This is a genomic window from Psychrobacter sp. 1Y6 (assembly GCF_052258385.2).
Taxonomy (GTDB): Bacteria; Pseudomonadota; Gammaproteobacteria; order Pseudomonadales; family Moraxellaceae; genus Psychrobacter.
The window spans coordinates 804350-823109 of record NZ_JBQQEW020000001.1; the positions used below are offsets into that span (position 1 = coordinate 804350).

Consider the following 18760-nt stretch of genomic DNA (forward strand, 5'->3'; position numbering starts at 1 on the left):
TCTGATGAATGACTGATAGTCGGAAGCATTTATGACCAATAATAAGACGCTTGATAAACAACTCGTGATTAATATCGCTGAGCAAACATTGATGCTGTACCAGGAGCAAACTGAGGTTGCGAGATACGTAGTCTCCACTGCAAAGAATGGAATTGGTAGTCAGCAGGATAGTGGTTGCACGCCGCTCGGCAAGCATATCATTGAACAGAAAATAGGTGGTAGCGAGCCTATGAATGCGGTATTTGTCGGGCGTGTGCCGACAGGTGAGATATATGATGCCAATCTTGGTGAGCTACATCCCAAGCGTGACTGGATATTGAGCCGTATTCTTTGGTTAAGCGGTCTTGAAGAAGGGTTAAACAAAGGTAGTAATGGCCAAGGTGGTTGCGATACTTATGAGCGCTATATCTATATTCACGGCACTCCAGATACTGAACCAATGAGTATTCCGCTGTCACATGGCTGTATCCGTATGCGTAATGAAGATATCGTAGAATTATTTGAGCAAGTAGAAGAGGGTATGCCTGTTACGATCGTTGTTGACTAGATCGTGTTGCACACAAATTTAGCCATGACGCTGACAAAAGCTATTTAAACACAATAAAAAAAGACAGCTGGTTATATAACAAGCTGTCTTTTTTATGAAGTGAGTTTACTTTATGAAAGTAGTATCCGTCATAAATATGATATTACTATTACCAAAACGTTGAGCTATCTGCAAATTTTGCTAACCGTGCATCAATATGACTCTGGTCATCAGTCAGTATGGCCGTAAACCAACCTGCACCATATAAAGCATTAGCATCTGTCTTTGATTTCAATTCATAAAACTGCTGATATTGATTATCATCGTTCAGTTGTTCTAATGCTTTTTGCGCTTTTATCAGCTTTTTTAGCCAACGTTTAGTTTTCTTTTTAGCTTTTTTCTTACTTAATAAAGGCGTAGAAAATTCACTGATATAACGTAAATCGCTTAACTGATTAAGCAGCTCGATTTCAGGTTGGTCATTATCTGCAACATCTGTGTTTAGATCCACGTCATCGCTCACAAGCTCGGTATCATTTACTTCATCACTTACTTCGTCAGTTTTTTTGTTGGTCTTGAGACATTTTTTATATTGTTTAGAGAGAACTTTTGTTAGCTTATCGCGGGCAAGCTGATCAGTTTGAGGTTCAATGCTTGGGTCGCTCATAGTAAAGGCAATCAGCTCTAGCAAGGTTATCTGAAAGTCATTGGCTTGCAGCGTATTAATGGGTGTGATCTTGATATCTTCGATATCTATTGTCCAGTCAACGGCAGGCGCGCCACATGCTTGTAGTTCAGGTTCGATCTGTGCGTTGATATAAGCAAGTTGATAGTAATCGCTAAGCAAGGTTGCAGTTTGCTTTAGTATTGGCAGCCATTCAGGGTTAATCTCATCAGAGAAGTCAGCAAATGCTTTCAACGCAGTACGCAAGCGATCAATACCAACTCTTAACTGTAGAATATGATCGTCATCTATACTGCCAGCGACGATAGCACTGCTGTTTGGTAGTATCTGCAATAAGCAATTATGTACGACCGCACGTATAAAGGCAGGTGCACTACTGTCTTTGTCTATTTGCAATTGACCTAGGTTGTCGTTGACCGCTGGACTGTGTTTTTGTCCGTTAATAAGTAAACCGCCGTTTTCAGCTTTGGTAACGGTAGATAGACACAGCTTATAGCGCTTGCACCATGTTTTGGCAGTCGTAAATAGAAAATCTAAATCTCCTGACACCAGTTCAAACTCTATCTCTTGAATAGCTTTGCGTAGCGAGTCATCAGTACCATGGATGATTTCTCCCTGATCGTAAGCCATTTCGATGCAATTATCGGTTTCATCTTCATTACTTTCTGTTAGCAACCGCGTAGTGCGCTCGACGTCAGTAACATAAAGTCGTGTCAGATTTTTCGCTAACTTTTTGAGTTTAAAATCAGTCAATGCCTCAGCGATTGGAGTGCCTGCATATATTGTCAAATCAGGCATCATCTCATTATTATCGAGCATCGCTTGTACTTGCTCATTATCGAGTACGGCATTGTGCTCCAAGCGTGCCGCGATACCATCACCACCAGCTTTAATGGTTTGTACCCATGTATCGCCTTCTTTGCGAATACGCAGACCGATACCTGCCTGTGCAAGCTGTTGGTCAGGCGTATCGTAATAATGTGCAGCCAGTTGCGTCACTTGTGAGGATTTAACGTGCGTTTGACGCATTAAACCCTTTAGCCGTGACTCTGGTACCAAAAACTTCAGCTCTATCTCTTGCATATTAGCTCCTAATAATTCTGACTGATGGCTCTGATCGATGGTTGTGATAAACCATTATTAGTCTACCATTCTCTGATTATTTAAACTGCAATAAAAAACCGCCCTACATGATGTAGAGCGGTTTTTTGATAAATACTGCTAGTCTGTCGGTTATTAGAACTGGTTCATCGTGTTCTTGCCGCCGCCAGCTTTTAGAGCGTTGTCACCAGAGAAGATTTCTTTGTGGTCATCGCCAAGGTCAGAACCAGCCATTGCTTGGTGCTTAACACAAGAGATGCCTTCGCGGATTTCTTTACGCTGTACGCCAGCTGCATAAGCAAGCATACCTTCTTCACCGAAGTAGCCTTTAGCAAGTTCATGAACGCTAAGAGCAGTTGTGTGGTAAGTCGGTAGCGTGATTAAGTGATGGAATACACCAGCTTCACGTGACGCATCACGTTGGAAGTTCTTAGCGGCTACGTCAGCGGCTGCATCAAGTTCAGTACCGTCATAATCAGCACTCATCAAGTCATCTTTATTGTATGCAGAGATGTCTTTGCCTTCTTCTTCCCACTGAGCGATAACTTGCTTACGGAAGTTAAGCGTCCAGTTGAATGATGGGCTGTTGTTGTATACAAGCTTGGCTTTAGGCTGTTGCTCTTTAATACGGTCAACCATCATTTTGATGTGTTCTACGTCTGGAGTCGGTGTTTCGATCCATAGTAGGTCAGCGCCGTTTTCTAGAGCAGTTACACAGTCAAGTACAACACGGTCAATGTTAGTCTCTTCACGGAACTGATATAGACCGTTAGGTAGACGAACTGGGCGTACTAGCTTGCCGTTGTGCTTAAGTAGGCTGTCATTTTCTTGAGCATTTTCTAGCGTTACTTCTTCCATTTCGATGAAATCGATGTATTTAGAAGCAAGATCGCCTGGCTCATTTGATACTGGAATTTTTTGCGTTAGTGATGCGCCTTCAGAATCAGTACGAGCAACGATAACGCCGTCTTCAACACCAAGCTCTAAGAATGCATAACGGATAGCGTTTAGCTTAGAGATGAAGTCTTCATGCGGTACCGTTACTTTACCAGCCTGGTGACCACATTGCTTAGCATCAGATACTTGGTTTTCAACCTGAATGGCACAAGCACCAGCTTCGATCATTTGCTTAGTCAATAGATAAGTAGCTTCTTCATTACCAAAACCTGCATCGATATCAGCGATGATTGGTACAACATGTGAATCAAAGTTTTCGATTTTTTCTAGGATAGCAGAAGTATCTTGGCCAGCTTCTTCAGCAGCGTTTAGCTCACGGAAGTAGTCGTTCAACACTTTAGCATCTGCTTGACGTAAGAAGGTGTAGATTTCTTCGATTAGCTTAGGTACTGACGTCTTTTCGTGCATAGATTGGTCAGGTAGTGGACCAAACTCAGAGCGTAGGGCAGCTACCATCCAACCTGAAAGGTAGATGTAAGTTTTAGAAGTCGTACCGAAATATTTTTTCTTAGCGTACATAGTTTGCTGTGCAACAAAACCATGCCATGCACCTAAAGACTGCGTGTACTGAGACGTATCATTGTCATAATCTTCCATGTCTTGACGCATGATTTTTGCAGTATATTTTGCGATATCCAAACCCGTTTTGAAACGGTTTTGTGACATCATACGTGCAGCATCAACTTCGCTAATGTTCTGCCAGTTGCCGTGCTTTTGCTTTAATTCACGTACTAAGTCGATCGCTGATTTATATGCAGTTGACATCTATAGTCTCCTTGGTGGGGTGTAAAAACAAATAAGTTAATTGTTAAAATAATAGGTCTGTCGTTTTACTAAAATCCGCTTTACTAAAACCTTTGTACTAAAAAGTAATATTCAAAATTTGGTCTATCATTTATCTATCGAATCTCTATTTACCCTAAACAAACCGCTACGCTATTACAAGAAGTTTGCTGAACTCAACAGTTGAAAATAATTGCTGATTTATAAATATTTATCGATTCTCACTATATATCTAAAAGGTATCTGAATACTTAATAGCCAGTGATGTCATAATTGGTAGCAAGAGATGTTACAATAATGAGGTCAATTAACCGTATTTAATGACTGATAAAAACCATTAATATATTACTTAGCGACAATATTTAATCGGATAAAAACAGCTTATGAACCTAAGGTTCGTCATCTATGCTGCAAATCCTTTATAGAACTCACTATAACCACCTTACCAAGATTTATCTAATTTATGATAGTTATCTTTGGTATTTCTGTATGATATAATGTTTATATAACAGGGCCTTACGATAGGTTGAATGGGTTGTAATGCACATGTATCAGAAAAAAATAGAACGAAATTAGTAAAAAATAATGAAATTATGCTGTTATAACGTCCAAATCATCGTAGCAGCACTACAAATGCCAGCCTTAATATGGCGTTTATTCAAAAGCCAAGAGAACCAAATATGAATTTGCAGCGGGTTGATTTAAATTTATTAGTCCATCTAGATGTGTTGCTACGAGAAAAAAACGTCACTCGCGCAGCCGAGCAGCTTGGGATTACTCAGCCTGCTATGAGTAATATCTTGCGCCGTTTGCGTAAGCTGTTTAATGATCCATTATTGGTACGCTCATCTGAGGGTATGACGCCGACTGAACGCGCCCTTGAGCTACAGCCACGTATCCGCGAGATACTCGCTGACTTGACTCAGGTGTTGGAGCCGCGTACCGAATTCCGCCCTTATAGTACCTCTCGTGTGTTCCGTATCATGACATCAGATTATGCCGAAGCGACCCTAGTACCTAAGTTGGTAAAAGCACTACGTTCTGAAGCGCCTAATGTGATTTTGGACTTTTTGACTCCATCAGACGTCTCTTATCGAGATATGGAGCAGGGACGAGTTGATTTAGCGATTAACCGTTTTAACGAGATACCTCAAAGTTTCCATCAGGTTCTAGTGTGGCGTGATACTTTTAGTTGCCTATTATCTTCTGACAGTCCTTATGCCAATCGTTTTAATCTGAAAAACTACCTTAAAGCACAGCACGTTTGGGTATCTAAAACAGGGATGGGCGTGGGCTTTGGTGTCAATCCAGAAAAATCTGGTGGACTAGGATCTATCGATCAAGCCCTGCAGCGCCTTGGGCAAAAACGCCAAATCAGTGTCTTTACTCGACATTATCAAATGCCTGCTATGCTTGCAGCAAATAAGGATTTGATAGCGACTTTGCCCACGCGTGTGGCAAGAATGCAGGCAAATAACGACAGCATTATGATGGAAGATCCGCCGTTTTTTATTCCTGAGTTTGAGCTTACGATGGCATGGTCTCCTTTGTTGCAGCATCACCCAGCCCATCGCTGGTTACGTCAGCTAATTATGCATGTGGCACGACAAGTCGTTGCTGAAGAAGAAAATCCACCACAAGAGATACCGGTTATTAATCATTTGTTTTGATTGGTTTGTGTGAGTTGTATCTATCTTTTATTAGAGCAGAATATTTTTGATTATCTGAATTTTTAATAAGAGTATTTTTCTTTAGCTCCCACTCTATATAGTTATTAGACCAGCCACTAGGCTGGTTTTTTTATGTCCTAAGGGTTAATAGTTAATATGTTGAATTTAGCTTTACTTAATAAGTCAGTCACACTATTAACATCTTCAACACACTTCACAATATATTGTAAAACTCTTCATCAAATAGCTTGTTAAGATAACGGCAGATAGAAAACGAGCTACCAATAGATTGTGCTATCGACATAAATTTAATAATTAAAACTGTCACAGCAAAATAACTACAAGTGACAATAAACCCGATTATAGATCCCAAATATAAATTCGAATAATAAGGACAGTAACTATGTCAGACATTACTACTATTAACCCAACCACGGGCGAAGAAATCAGTAACTACAATTATATGAGCAACGACGAAGTCAACAAGATTGTCGACGCTTCACATAACGCATTTCTAGAATGGCGTACAGTGAGTCACAAAGAGCGCGGTCGTGTCATCAAATCTATCGGTGATAAGCTGATGGAATATAAAGAAGAGCTGGCTAAGCTGATGACTGAAGAGCGCGGTAAGTTATATAGCCAGAGCATACAAGAGATTGATCTTTGCAAAGCTATCTGTGATTACACTGCTGAAAACGGCGTTGCTTCTTTGGCTGATGATGTACGTGATATCGAAAGCATGAAAAAAGGACTAGTGACGTATCAACCTATCGGTATCATCTACGGCATGCAGCCTTGGAACTTCCCAGCGTATCAAGTATTCCGTTACACCATTGCAAATCTAATGGCGGGTAATAGCGTCCTGTTAAAACACGCATCTAATGTAACAGGCTCTGGTTTATTAATTGAAAAAATTCTTCACGAGTCTGAATTACCAAATGATTTGTTCCGTACGATTATTATTGATCATGATCAATCAGAAGCATTGATTGGCAATGACAAAGTACGCGGCGTGACACTAACAGGTAGTGACAAAGCAGGCGTGATCGTTGGTCAGCAAGCAGCTAAAGCAATTAAGAAAGCGGTATTAGAGCTAGGTTCAAATGATGCATTCATCGTATTAGAAGATGCTGATATCGAAACTGCTGTAGAAACTTGTACTCAAGCACGTTTAATCAATAACGGTGAAACTTGTGTAGCAGCCAAACGCTTTATCGTAGTTGATAGCGTATATGACGAATTCCGTAGACGTATCGTTGAGAAATTTGAAGGTACTAAAGCGGGTGACCCAATGGATGATAACTCAGATATCGGTCCATTAGCACGTGCAGATTTGCGTGAGCAGCTACATGAGCAAGTAGAGCAGAGTGTTGCTAAGGGTGCAACGATTGCTGTTGGCGGCAAGGTACCTGAAGGTAAAGGTAGCTTCTATCCAGCAACTATCCTAGAGAATGTTGAGAAAGGTCAACCTGCATACGATGACGAACTATTTGGCCCTGTCGCTTCGTTGATTCGTGCCAAAGATGAAGACGATGCAATGCGCATTGCTAACGACAGTCGTTATGGTCTAGGTGGCGCGATTTTCTCAAAAGATGAAGAGAAAGCTGTTCGTCTAGCACGTGAGCAATTCGACACAGGTATGGTCTATATCAATGGTTATGGTCTTGCCAATCCTGCACTACCATTTGGTGGCGTGAAAAACTCAGGCTATGGTCGTGAGCATGGCGGCTTCGGTATCAAAGAGTTTGTCAATATTAAAGCAGTTCATGTATTCTAGGAATGAACTAATTAGCTAAATAGATAATTATTTACGATTTTACATGATAGTAAATAATAAATAGTTATCAAATAAAAAAGCCCAGTTGCTCGTAATGAGTAACTGGGCTTTTTATTGAGCTATATAAAGTGGTATTAAAAGCAGCTTAATAAGCTGAGATTTTTATCCGTCTATAAGCAATTGCAAAGGCAACTTAGGTAAATAAGTTTCCGTTTGCGATGTTGTATTATTTGTTTCAAGTGATAATACGTTTTTTGCTAATAGTAAAATCGTCCAAGGTAGTAGCTGATGCTCAAGTTTCTGTACCCGTGACTGTAAGCTCTCTACGGTATCGTCGGTATCGACATTCAATACGGCTTGAGTCAACACCTGACCTGCATCAAGCTCCGCTGTGACTTTATGAACACTACAGCCGTGACGACGTTCACCCGCTTGTATGACTCGTTTGTGAGTATCTAAACCCTTATAAACTGGAAGTAGAGAAGGGTGAAGATTAATCATGGGCGTTGGTACATTATCGATAAATGAGCCACTTAATACACGCATAAACCCAGCCAAGACGATTAAGTCAGGTTGCCATGCTATTAGCTGCTCGTTGGCATGGGTTTCAAATGTTTTGATGCCCATACGTTTGCCATTAGCAACGTGTGACAATACCGCAACTGGAATATTGGCGTCTTTAGCACGTGTCAATGCATAAGCATCTTCACGATTACTAATGACACCAACGATTTCGACTGGTAGCGCACCTGCTTGCATGGCATTGATTAACACTTGCAGGTTGCTACCACTTCCTGAGACTAGAACAGCAATACGCAATGGTTTGATAGGCTGGCTTGCGTTATCAATTGACATTAACGGTACACCACTGCATCCGCCTGGTCATCAGTGCTGCGTTTGATCATTTCACCTATTTGCCAAGCTGTCTCGCCTGCATCAGTCAACGTCTGGATAGCAGCTTCTGCTTTATCTTTTGGCATAACGATGACAAAACCAACGCCGCAGTTAAAGGTACGGTACATCTCGCTCTGCGCGATATTACCTTGGGTCTGTAGCCAAGTGAATAGCTCTGAGAACTGCCAGCTATTGGTATCGATGCTAGCCGCTAAGTTATCAGGTAGTACACGTGGCAAGTTATCCGTTAGACCACCGCCTGTGATGTGTGACATCGCATGTAAGGCTGAGCTACCAAGCGAGTCTTGTAATGCTTTGATTGCTTTTACATAGATACGGGTAGGAGCCATTAGAGCGTCTTGAATAGGCTGACCGTCTAGTTGCTCGTCGCTACTCGTAACATCCACACCGCTAACTTCGATGACTTTACGAACCAATGAGTAGCCGTTTGAGTGTGCGCCACTTGAGGCAAGTGCAATCAGTACATCGCCTTCTGCGACATTTTCACCAGTGACAACTTCTGCTTCTTCAACCACACCTACACAAAATCCAGCTAGGTCGTAATCGTCGTCTTGATACATGCCTGGCATTTCAGCAGTTTCACCACCGATAAGCGCACAGTTAGCTAGTTTACAACCATCACCAATACCAGTCACGACAGTCGCCGCTACATCAACATCTAGCTTACCAGTTGCATAATAATCTAAGAAGAATAATGGCTCTGCACCACAAACTAGTAGATCATTGACGCACATCGCGACCAAATCAATACCAATCGTGTCATGACGGTTCAGCTGTAGCGCCAATTTTAGTTTGGTACCGACGCCATCAGTGCCAGAAACCAATAGTGGCGAGGTATAACCTGTTGGGATACGGCATAACGCACCAAAACCGCCAAGTCCACCCACGACTTCAGGACGAGTAGTGGCTTTTGCAACGGACTTGATTCGCTGAACCAAAGCATCGCCTGCATCGATATCAACACCGGCATCTTTGTAGCTTAAAGAAGGCTTGTCACTCATAGTCATCTCACAGTTGGGGATAGATAATTGGGATTAGAAGGTAAAGTAATTGAGCACGCAAAAATCAGCGTTATAAAGTTCAAAAGCAAAGTTTAAAGACAGTGCGCGCATTATACCCAAAAACAGACCGTACTCGCAAAGCAACTTGCCAATATTTGACTAAGATTTGCATTAAGTGGCAAATAAGCGGTTAAGAAACAAAAAATGACTGATTTTTTGTTGTACTCTGCGATAATAGAACGCTAAATTTATTGTCAATAATGGCCTTAATACAAGTCCAAATGTGATTGACAGAATAAAAACTAATAAACATAAATTTATTAAGAATTATGCTTTTTAGGAACGTTGATACGTCTCAGTTTAGCTAGCTAAAGCTAATGAGAAAAAAGCAATTCGCCTAGTGACACATTGTGATAACTGCATTTATTTTTTAGAAAATACTATCAATATATGACTCACTGTCAATTGTTAACTTCGTCCAACTATAGGATTACTTGCCATGATGAATCAACCAATAGATCCTTTTTTTCGGCGTTTATTTATTGTCGTGGCGTTAGTTGTGGCTGTGTTTCTCTTGTATTTAATGATGCCCGTCATCGTGCCTTTTGTTTTTGCCTTTATGCTGGCTTACCTATTTAATCCTCTAGTCAAGCGCCTATCAAAATACATCAAGCGCTGGGTCGCGATTATTATTGTCTACTCGACGATTACTTTGGGGATGGCGTTATTATTATGGTGGTTGGTACCGACACTATGGCATCAGTTGCAAGCGGCTTGGGATTATTTGCCAAAGATATTTAATTGGTATAACCAAGTCGTACGAGAGTGGTTCAATAGTAATACTCGTATCAAACTGCCCGAACTAGAGTCGAAAGAGTTTTCCGATACTCTCGTCGATTATATGCAAACGAATTATAAGTTCGCTGATGCTAGCACCATGATGAGCCAAATACTGACCTCAAGTATGAACTTCATCAATAATGCTGGCCTTATTGTATTGGTCCCTATTTTGACCTTCTATTTCCTATTTAATTGGGATCAGCGTTTGCATAACTGGAAGATGGCGATACCAGGTGCTTACTGTCAAAAAGTGACTGAAATAGCTAAAGAGTGTGATCTAGCATTGATGGCATTTATCAAAGGTCAATTGTTGGTGATGGTTTTGCTAGGCGCTATTTATGCTGTACAGTTGCAGCTTATTGGGCTAGAGCTTGGGCTTATCATTGGTATGGTAGCAGGCATTGCCAGTTTTGTGCCGTATTTAGGATTTGGTATTGGTTTTATCGCGGCTATTATCGCCTGCTTATTTCAGTTCGGATTGGACTGGACATATTTGTCATTGGTCGTAGGTGCGTTCTTGATTGGACAAGCTGCAGAAGGTTATATTCTACAACCATTGCTGTTAGGTGATAAGATTGGTCTATCGCCATTATGGGTCATATTCGCCGTATTGGCAGGTGCCAGTCTACTAGGCTTTGTCGGTATGTTGATCGCCTTACCAGTGTCCGCTGTCTTAAACGTCCTGTTCCGCCATTTATACAGCTATTATCGAACCACTGACTTTTATAAAGGTCGTAAACAACTGGCACTGTTTGAAAAAAGATAATTATCTTATTATTGAACATACTAGATAAATATTGATATGCAATATTAAGATATGAACGTAATGATTGATAAGGCTTAATGGGTAAAAGACTTGTCAGTCATTTTGTAAATATGTTATATATAGGCGCAGTGTTGATAGTATCAACCGTTTTGGTACCAGTTTTGCTAACGTTGTTTTCGACAAAGTGACTGACCGATTTTTGCAAAGACTATAGGGCCATTACTTACAGCTGTATCGGCTAGTATTGACAGTAATGAATACAGCTCAAAGCAACCTATCTTTTTTATTATATTTTTTCATTGCACTACGCAACACGAGTTGATGATTCATGGCAGAAGCACAGCTAAGTCTCAATCTGGACATTAAGCATGATGCAAGTCTCAGTGACTTTGCCGGTCCCGGTTGGATGTCGATTATTGATGCAGTACGACAGTTACATGTCGGCCTGATCGGTCAACTATATCTGTTTGGTAGCCCTGCTACAGGTAAGTCCCATTTGCTGTCTGCTATTTGCGAGTCATTTATCGAAATGGACAAATCGGCTATCTGTTTGTCCCTCAATGAGCTAATTCATACAGATGTTCACGTACTGTCATCGTTAGAAAACTTCGATTTGATTGCTATCGATGATTTGGAAGTGCTTGAGCAAAGCAGTCAGTGGCAAGAAGCTTTATTTCATTTGATTAATCGTAGTCGAGAAGGGCAACGCCAGTTATTGTTTGCCGCTAATAAACCAGCTGATGACTTACCATTCCAGTTAAGAGATTTAATGACGCGCTTGGCACAAGCACCGACCTTTAAAGTACCTACTGGCCATGATTTAGCAGACAGACAAGCACTATTACAGTCTATTTTGCGTCGACGTGGATGGCAGTTTGACGATCGAATTATTGATCACTTACTGACCGATGGACCGCATCGTATCGGTGCGATGATGGAAGTACTTAATTATATTCAACCAATGTTCTCTAACCTTGGTCGCAGTAATATCTCAAAAGCAGTCATAAGTGATGCTCTGCGTACCATCGATGAGCAGACGCTTGCCGCGGAGCTGGCGGATATCGCTCAAGAGAGGCAAGTAGATAACGACACGCCTGATCAAGACCAACATACGATGCCACTTGATTTTTAGCAGCAAGACTCTTAGCAGTAAGGCTTTTAGCAGCAAAAAATGAATAACCGTTAGAATACAAATACTTTGTCCAACTCGCTTTTACTATTAATGGAATAACTTATGAAATCGGATACTCTTTTGCTAAAGAAATTAACGATAGGCACGTTGTTGGTGGGGGCTGCCTCGGTTTCTATGTTGTCACAGGCAGCAGTTACTCTACAGGTTGATGACCATATTAAAGTAACTGCTATTAATGGGCAGGAAATTCAGCAGAGTGCTTTTCAGCCGCTGCAAAAAACATTTACGTTACAGCCTGGACAACACGCTATTACTGCTAAGTATGACCGTTTATACAACTTGCGTCGTGATGAGCATGATTATTTGCGTTCAGGTAATGTCAGTGTGACGGCACAATTGGCCGACAATCAAACATATCGTTTGACTATGCCTGATCAACCAGAAGATTATGAAGCTGCTAGAGAGTATGCCAAGCAGCCAACGCTCGCTGTGCAACAAAATAATACAGTCATTGCTAGCCAGCAAAGTATGGCCGGTAACCAAGGCGGTCTATTTTCAGGCCTTGGTAAAGCGCTAGGCGGCGTATTCGGCGGTGCAGGTGATGCAGAGCTACAGAATCAACGTGCTATTGCCTCTTTAGATCAACCAGTAGTAAATTCTACTAGCAACGTCAACACTGGCACGACTACTGTTAAGCAAACTACTAGCGTAAACACTTCTACTAGTACGTTAGATACTTTTATGCAAGTATGGCTACAAGCCACACCTGCTGAACGTGAAAAAATGCGTCAATGGATCCAAAAATAAAACAGTCTTTTCTAAAAGATAGACAATAAAAAAGCACCTAATTAGGTGCTTTTTTATTATTTAGAATTTGATAATCATTAGGCTTATTAAAATTTAGCCTAGTAGAATCTAACGACTATTAACCCAAAAACGCGTTATACATCCATACCAGTTTTTCTTGCTCTTGTACGTAAGCATCAACTAGGTCAGCTGAACCTTGGTCTTCGCTCTCTTCTGCTAGGGCTGATACTTGACGCTGTTCTGCAATTAACGCTTGCAAGCCAGTGACCACACCTTTGACGCAGCTTGTACCATCTTTGACATTTTTATCTTCACTGATACTAGTATGCTGCGTAAAATCGCTATAAGCGTGAAGTGGTGTACCACCCAAGGTTAAGATACGCTCAGCAATTTCATCAATTTGAAGTTGTAGTGACGTATACAGTTCTTCAAATTGTGGATGCAAAGTAAAGAAATGCTCACCCTTTACATTCCAATGATAGCCACGTACGTTTAAATAAAACACGTGATATGTTGATAGTAGATTGTTTAATTTGGCGATGACTTCGCTCATGTCTGCTTTTTCTAGACCGATCTGGTTAGTAGCATTATTAGAATTACTCATAGTATTGTCCTTATAGTGTGAGTGTAGTTATATGATAATAAATAAAGAAGAATAAAGGGTCTAATCAATTAAAATGCAGAGAAAAATACTTTATTTTTCATCTGTATCTATCAATATAGACTCTATCTCTTCCTTTGATGCTTATAATAATAGCAAACTATTATTAATAAGTTAAATTTAATAAATACAATTTTACGATTGGTTTTATAAAACTTAAATCAAGTCTCTCTACTGTTTTTCTAAACGATAGAGAAACCCCATTACATTTACGCTGGTGGCTGCAAGTTTTCAGGGTTTAAGCCTTTCATAGGAACCACTTCTTGTAAGTGTTGACGTATCGTATCGATAGGAAACTTCTGTGCTTGCAAGCGTTTCGGTACGATTTGGCTACCTTGTTGACCTTTTAGCTCAAACATCATAAAGATATAGTCGTCAGTCTCGTCCCAGCTCTTGATAGAGGTCCAAGGAATAACCGCTTGTTGAGTAGCGCCTGCACGCATCTGCATACCGCGCATTTGCGAGTTTTTCATCATATCAGGCTGGTTGCTTGGCATCGCCATGACTAGACCATGCTTTTGCACACCTAACTTCATCTGGCGCATTTCATCTGGCATCTCTTGGTCAGCCACTTGTTTGTCAAACTCTCTTTTTACGTACCATTTAAAACCTAAAGTACGTGCCAATAGATAAATCACCACACCAACCAGCATTAACCAAAATATAATGGTTGAATAGCCTGTGACAAAGATAAGTCCTGCAATAGCGAGTACCACAACCACGGCCATGATGATCCACTCTTTGGTCTTAAAGCTTGATAAACCAAAAGACGGGCTGGCACTGGCAAACAGTTCATACTGTGCTTGGTGAAATTCAGCCTCAGTTAGGTTTAAGGCGACAGGTTGGAGCGTGTAGGGGTACAGGGCCATAAAGGTTTCTCAAATACTTATATTAAAAGCGTTGGATTAAAACTGCCAAAGCGAAGCAGCGATGCTGTACTTGGCTAGACGTGAATAAAGGTATGCGCTTATCTTACCGAAAAGTACTCCTAAATGAAACATATAAGCAAGACTGTTCACGGATAGATGTCATATTAATGACGTAGTTCACGCTCTATACTCAGCTTACTAAGACTAGATGAAAGCAAAAGTGAGCAATTAAAAACAGAATAACTTGCGATAAGCGATTGGCATAATGAACAAAAGCTAGTGAAAGTCAGCCAAAAACAGGGAAAAGCAGTCAAAGATATCCAAAACATGGTCAAATCTGCCGTGTCTTGGTATTATAGCGTCTACCAGATATGTTGATATAAAATATAACGTCATAGCCAGTTATCACAAAGACCGTGATAGCGATGCGCTAGGCAATTACTCTATTAATAATACTTTTAAACCTTTTACTCACCTTTAGTGTTACAGGCAACTACTATGATTGATCCGAAACTCTTACGCGGCGATTTAAGCGACCTACAACAGCAGCTAGCCACCCGTGGTTATGAGCTTGATATGGAGTTCTGGCAAACGATTGAAAACGAGCGTAAGTCTCTACAAGTTAAAACCGAAGAGTTGCAATCGCGCCGTAATGCTGGTGCTAAGCAAGTAGGTGCCCTAAAAAAATCAGGCGAAGATGCCAGTGAGCTATTGGCTGAGATGCAAAGCGTTAGCGGTGAGATTAAAGCTGCGGAAGACGAGTTACGTACGCTACAAGAGCGTATCACTCAAGCGGCTTTGCAAATTCCGAATATTCCGGCGGCGGATGTACCAGTCGGTACGTCAGAAGACGATAACGTAGAAGTGCGTAAGTGGGGCACGCCGCGTACGTTTGATTTTGAAATTCAAGATCATACGCATATCGGTGAGACGCTTGGTATGCTGGACTTTGAGGCAGCGACCAAATTGACTGGTAGCCGTTTTAACGTGCTTAAAGGACAATTGGCACAATTGCATCGCGCACTAATTCAATTTATGTTGAACACGCATACGATGAAGTACGGCTATCTTGAGACCTATGTGCCTTATATCGTCAATAGCGATAGTTTAAAAGGTACGGGTCAGTTGCCTAAGTTTGAAGATGATTTGTTTAAGCTAAGCAATCACACCAATAACGATGAGATGGATTTTTATTTGATTCCAACTGCTGAAGTACCAATGACCAACTTGGTACGCGGCGAGCGTTTGGATATTAAAGAGCTCCCATTAAAATTCACGGCGCATACACCATGTTTCCGTAGTGAAGCAGGCTCTCATGGTCGTGATACTCGTGGTCTGATCCGTCAGCATCAGTTTGAAAAAGTTGAAATGGTCAATGTCGGTACCGCTGAGCAATCTGATGAGTTGCTTGAGGCAATGACAGGACAAGCCGAATATATCTTGCAGCAGCTTGAGTTGCCATACCGCACGGTACAACTATGTACGGGCGATATGGGTTTTGCTGCACAAAAAACCTATGACATCGAAGTATGGCTACCGAGCCAAGACACCTATCGTGAAATCTCTAGCTGCTCTAACTGTGGTGATTTCCAAGCGCGCCGTATGGGTACTCGTGTCAAAGATGGTAAACAAACCAGCTTGGCTCATACTTTAAATGGTTCCGGTTTGGCCGTGGGTCGTACGCTACTAGCAGTGATGGAAAATCATCAAAATGCTGATGGCAGCATTACGATTCCAGAAGTATTGCGTCCGTTTATGGGCGGTGCTGAGGCTATTTCAGTTTAATAGATTGACTATAAGTAATGAGCTGCTTGTCACTTGGGTCACTCGCAGCTTGTTATTTATAACTTAAATCAAAGTCCGTCATTGCTTATCGTTTAAAAAAACTGATGTAAGTCATTGCTAAATATAAACGGTCTTGTCACCGCATTTTTGGCTAGGCTCATAGCAAATATGTTAATATTGCATTTTTATTTTATAGCCTATCCATTGAGGACGCCTGTCGCGTTTTTGATGGATTATCCTCTGAGTAAACTCTCCTCTTATCTTCATACTACTCATTCGAATATTAGGACACTCTATGCCAGCTCCAATTAGCGAACGTAAACTAGCCAATGCCATCCGTGTACTGTCGTTTGACGCGGTTCAAAAAGCCAACTCTGGACATCCGGGTGCGCCAATGGGTATGGCTGATATTGCCGAAGTTTTGTGGCGCAAATTTTTGAAGCACAATCCAGCAGATCCTAATTGGCACAACCGTGATCGCTTTGTACTGTCAAACGGTCATGGCTCGATGCTTATTTATTCATTGCTACATTTATCAGGTTACGATGTGAGCGTTGATGATCTGAAAGGTTTCCGTCAGCTGCATTCAAAAACCCCAGGTCACCCTGAGCTTGGTTACACGCCTGGTGTAGAAACGACGACTGGTCCACTAGGACAAGGTATTGCCAATGCCGTTGGTTTTGCGATCGCAGAAAAGACGCTAGCCGCACAGTTCAATCGTGACGGTCATAACGTCGTCGATCATAATACTTATGCGTTCTTGGGCGATGGTTGCTTGATGGAAGGTATCAGTCATGAAGTTTGCTCGCTGGCTGGCACGTTGGCGCTTGGCAAATTGGTATTCTTCTATGATGACAATGGCATCTCAATCGATGGTAATGTCGAAGGCTGGTTCACTGATGATACCGAAGCGCGCTTTGAGTCATACGGCTGGCAAGTTATCAAAGTTGACGGTCATGATACTGATGCAATTACGCAAGCGACTGAGCAAGCGATTGCAGAGACTGCTAAGCCAAGTTTAATTATTTGCAAAACCACAATCGGTGCTGGTAGCCCGAACAAACAAGGTCTAGCCGCCAGTCATGGTGCTCCACTTGGTGATGACGAAATCGCCTTGACCCGTGATGCACTATCTTGGAAACATGCTCCATTTGAATTAGATGACGAAATCTATGAAGCGTGGGATGCTAAAGCCAAAGGCGACGTTCAGCAAAAGAATTGGGACGCAGACTTTGAAGCATACAAAAAAGCCTATCCAGAGCTTGCAGCAGAACTGTCACGTCGTCTAAATGGCGAGTTGCCTGATGACTTTGCTAGCCAAGCGCAAGCCTATATTCAGCAAACGCAAGAAGCGGGCGGTGATGTCGCTAGTCGTAAAGCCAGTCAAAATGCTATCAACAGCTTGCAACCATTATTGCCAGAATTGCTAGGCGGCTCAGCGGATTTAGCTGGCTCGAACCTAACGCTATTCAAAGGCGCTAAAGGCATCGAAAAAGACGCTGACGGCAATTATATCTATTATGGTGTACGTGAGTTCGGTATGACTGCGATTGCCAATGGTATCGCATTGCATGGCGGCTTTATTCCTTACGTAGCAACGTTCCTCATGTTTATGGAATACGCACGTAACGCGGTACGCATGGGCGCACTCATGAAGCAGCGCGTCATCCATGTCTATACGCATGACTCTATCGGTCTGGGTGAAGATGGTCCAACGCATCAGCCAGTTGAGCAATTGACTAGCCTACGCACCACGCCAAATCTACGCACATGGCGCCCGTGTGATGCAACTGAATCTGCTAGCGCTTGGGTAGAAGCAATCAAGTCAGAAAACAACCCATCAGCGTTAATCTTTAGTCGTCAAAGCTTGCCACATCAAGCACGTGATAGTGAGCAAGTAGCCAACATCACCAAAGGTGGCTATGTACTTGCGAAAGAGCAAGGCGAGCTACAAGCCATCATCATCGCCACTGGTTCAGAAGTTGGCCTAGCGATGGAAGCGTATGAGACATTGAGCGCAAATGGTGTTGGCGTCCGTGTGGTGTCTATGCCGTGTGCAGAGATTTTCGTTGAGCAAGATGCTAGCTATCGCGAAGCCGTATTGCCTGCCAATATCCGTGCTCGCGTAGCAGTCGAAGCCGCGCATGTAGATTACTGGTATAAGTTCGTTGGTCTAGATGGCAAAGTCATCGGAATGACCACTTATGGCGAATCTGCTCCAGCTAGTGACTTGTATAAAGAATTCGGTATCACGACTGATGCTGTGGTTGAAGCTGTAAATAGTTTGGTGTAATAAACCTAACTTAGTTAGCGTTTAAACAAGAAAGAGCTACCGGAGAAATCTGGTGGCTCTTTTTTTACGATGGGAAGATGAAAATATGTTGACTAATTTTTATAAGAATCTATAATTCAGTTTGTAGTAAAAAGTTAATTTAAGTTTTTGATATGTAACAAATAATCATGGTTTGATGCGTAGCACGAACCT

The 18760-nt window shown here is 41.7% G+C and carries 14 protein-coding genes; 8 read left to right on the forward strand and 6 right to left on the reverse strand.

Annotated elements, in window-relative coordinates; all coding sequences use genetic code 11:
* The first annotated feature begins 31 nt into the window (after positions 1-31).
* The gene (locus ACTXGF_RS17050; RefSeq protein ID WP_443534380.1) at positions 32-547 is read left to right on the forward strand and encodes a L,D-transpeptidase family protein; all 516 of its coding nucleotides are present in this window, start codon (positions 32-34) and stop codon (positions 545-547) included.
* Positions 548-695: 148 nt separating this feature from the next.
* Here ACTXGF_RS17050 and ACTXGF_RS17055 read toward each other — a convergent pair whose 3' ends face one another.
* Together ACTXGF_RS17055 and ACTXGF_RS17060 are read right to left on the reverse strand one after the other, a co-directional pair.
* The gene (locus ACTXGF_RS17055; RefSeq protein ID WP_443534378.1) at positions 696-2294 is read right to left on the reverse strand and encodes a CYTH and CHAD domain-containing protein; all 1599 of its coding nucleotides are present in this window, start codon (positions 2292-2294) and stop codon (positions 696-698) included.
* A gap of 153 nt (positions 2295-2447) precedes the next feature.
* Positions 2448-4034, reverse strand: a complete 1587-nt coding sequence (locus tag ACTXGF_RS17060) for an isocitrate lyase (RefSeq protein ID WP_101206309.1) — start codon at positions 4032-4034, stop codon at positions 2448-2450.
* Positions 4035-4732: 698 nt separating this feature from the next.
* On the opposite strand from ACTXGF_RS17060, the gene ACTXGF_RS17065 reads away from it, so the two are divergent.
* A complete protein-coding gene (locus tag ACTXGF_RS17065; protein WP_057761159.1) occupies positions 4733-5722 on the forward strand; it encodes a LysR family transcriptional regulator in 990 nt (329 codons plus the stop codon).
* Between the two features lie 403 nt (positions 5723-6125).
* A complete protein-coding gene (locus ACTXGF_RS17070) occupies positions 6126-7499 on the forward strand; it encodes an NAD-dependent succinate-semialdehyde dehydrogenase (protein ID WP_443534375.1) in 1374 nt (457 codons plus the stop codon).
* A gap of 162 nt (positions 7500-7661) precedes the next feature.
* Here ACTXGF_RS17070 and purN read toward each other — a convergent pair whose 3' ends face one another.
* Both purN and purM read right to left on the reverse strand, forming a co-directional pair.
* Positions 7662-8354, reverse strand: a complete 693-nt coding sequence (purN, locus tag ACTXGF_RS17075; protein ID WP_443534374.1) for a phosphoribosylglycinamide formyltransferase — start codon at positions 8352-8354, stop codon at positions 7662-7664.
* Positions 8354-9415, reverse strand: a complete 1062-nt coding sequence (gene purM / locus ACTXGF_RS17080; RefSeq protein WP_443534373.1) for a phosphoribosylformylglycinamidine cyclo-ligase — start codon at positions 9413-9415, stop codon at positions 8354-8356. The genes purN and purM overlap by 1 nt, the downstream gene beginning before the upstream one ends.
* 499 nt (positions 9416-9914) lie before the next feature.
* Here purM and ACTXGF_RS17085 point away from each other — a divergent pair, with 499 nt between their 5' ends.
* The 3 genes from ACTXGF_RS17085 (at position 9915) to ACTXGF_RS17095 (ending at position 12960) form a co-directional block, all read left to right on the forward strand.
* Positions 9915-11021, forward strand: a complete 1107-nt coding sequence (locus ACTXGF_RS17085) for an AI-2E family transporter (protein ID WP_191114044.1) — start codon at positions 9915-9917, stop codon at positions 11019-11021.
* A gap of 328 nt (positions 11022-11349) precedes the next feature.
* A complete protein-coding gene (gene hda, locus ACTXGF_RS17090; protein WP_443534371.1) occupies positions 11350-12153 on the forward strand; it encodes a DnaA regulatory inactivator Hda in 804 nt (267 codons plus the stop codon).
* Between the two features lie 102 nt (positions 12154-12255).
* Positions 12256-12960 carry a DUF2057 family protein gene (locus ACTXGF_RS17095; protein ID WP_443534369.1) on the forward strand — a complete coding sequence of 235 codons (705 nt, stop codon included), beginning with the start codon at positions 12256-12258 and terminating at the stop codon, positions 12958-12960.
* 118 nt (positions 12961-13078) lie between these two features.
* Here the strand turns inward: ACTXGF_RS17095 and ACTXGF_RS17100 are convergent, their stop codons facing one another.
* Complete coding sequence (locus tag ACTXGF_RS17100; protein WP_160022561.1) at positions 13079-13564, reverse strand: Dps family protein; 486 nt, start codon at positions 13562-13564, stop codon at positions 13079-13081.
* Positions 13565-13830: 266 nt separating this feature from the next.
* A complete protein-coding gene (locus ACTXGF_RS17105; RefSeq protein ID WP_296208352.1) occupies positions 13831-14490 on the reverse strand; it encodes a YcxB family protein in 660 nt (219 codons plus the stop codon).
* Between the two features lie 498 nt (positions 14491-14988).
* On the opposite strand from ACTXGF_RS17105, the gene serS reads away from it, so the two are divergent.
* Entirely contained in the window at positions 14989-16275 is a 1287-nt protein-coding gene (gene serS / locus ACTXGF_RS17110; RefSeq protein WP_443534367.1) for a serine--tRNA ligase, read from the forward strand.
* Positions 16276-16570: 295 nt separating this feature from the next.
* Positions 16571-18568 carry a transketolase gene (gene tkt, locus ACTXGF_RS17115; protein WP_443534365.1) on the forward strand — a complete coding sequence of 666 codons (1998 nt, stop codon included), beginning with the start codon at positions 16571-16573 and terminating at the stop codon, positions 18566-18568.
* Positions 18569-18760: the final 192 nt, after the last annotated feature.

Bases quoted from the DNA above. Each gene is read 5' to 3' on its own strand.
- ACTXGF_RS17050 (WP_443534380.1), top strand. From the start codon at position 32: ATGACCAATAATAAGACGCTTGATAAACAACTCGTGATTAATATCGCT.
- ACTXGF_RS17055 (WP_443534378.1), bottom strand. From the start codon at position 2,294: ATGCAAGAGATAGAGCTGAAGTTTTTGGTACCAGAGTCACGGCTAAAG.
- ACTXGF_RS17060 (WP_101206309.1), bottom strand. From the start codon at position 4,034: ATGTCAACTGCATATAAATCAGCGATCGACTTAGTACGTGAATTAAAG.
- ACTXGF_RS17065 (WP_057761159.1), top strand. From the start codon at position 4,733: ATGAATTTGCAGCGGGTTGATTTAAATTTATTAGTCCATCTAGATGTG.
- ACTXGF_RS17070 (WP_443534375.1), top strand. From the start codon at position 6,126: ATGTCAGACATTACTACTATTAACCCAACCACGGGCGAAGAAATCAGT.
- purN (WP_443534374.1), bottom strand. From the start codon at position 8,354: ATGTCAATTGATAACGCAAGCCAGCCTATCAAACCATTGCGTATTGCT.
- purM (WP_443534373.1), bottom strand. From the start codon at position 9,415: ATGAGTGACAAGCCTTCTTTAAGCTACAAAGATGCCGGTGTTGATATC.
- ACTXGF_RS17085 (WP_191114044.1), top strand. From the start codon at position 9,915: ATGATGAATCAACCAATAGATCCTTTTTTTCGGCGTTTATTTATTGTC.
- hda (WP_443534371.1), top strand. From the start codon at position 11,350: ATGGCAGAAGCACAGCTAAGTCTCAATCTGGACATTAAGCATGATGCA.
- ACTXGF_RS17095 (WP_443534369.1), top strand. From the start codon at position 12,256: ATGAAATCGGATACTCTTTTGCTAAAGAAATTAACGATAGGCACGTTG.
- ACTXGF_RS17100 (WP_160022561.1), bottom strand. From the start codon at position 13,564: ATGAGTAATTCTAATAATGCTACTAACCAGATCGGTCTAGAAAAAGCA.
- ACTXGF_RS17105 (WP_296208352.1), bottom strand. From the start codon at position 14,490: ATGGCCCTGTACCCCTACACGCTCCAACCTGTCGCCTTAAACCTAACT.
- serS (WP_443534367.1), top strand. From the start codon at position 14,989: ATGATTGATCCGAAACTCTTACGCGGCGATTTAAGCGACCTACAACAG.
- tkt (WP_443534365.1), top strand. From the start codon at position 16,571: ATGCCAGCTCCAATTAGCGAACGTAAACTAGCCAATGCCATCCGTGTA.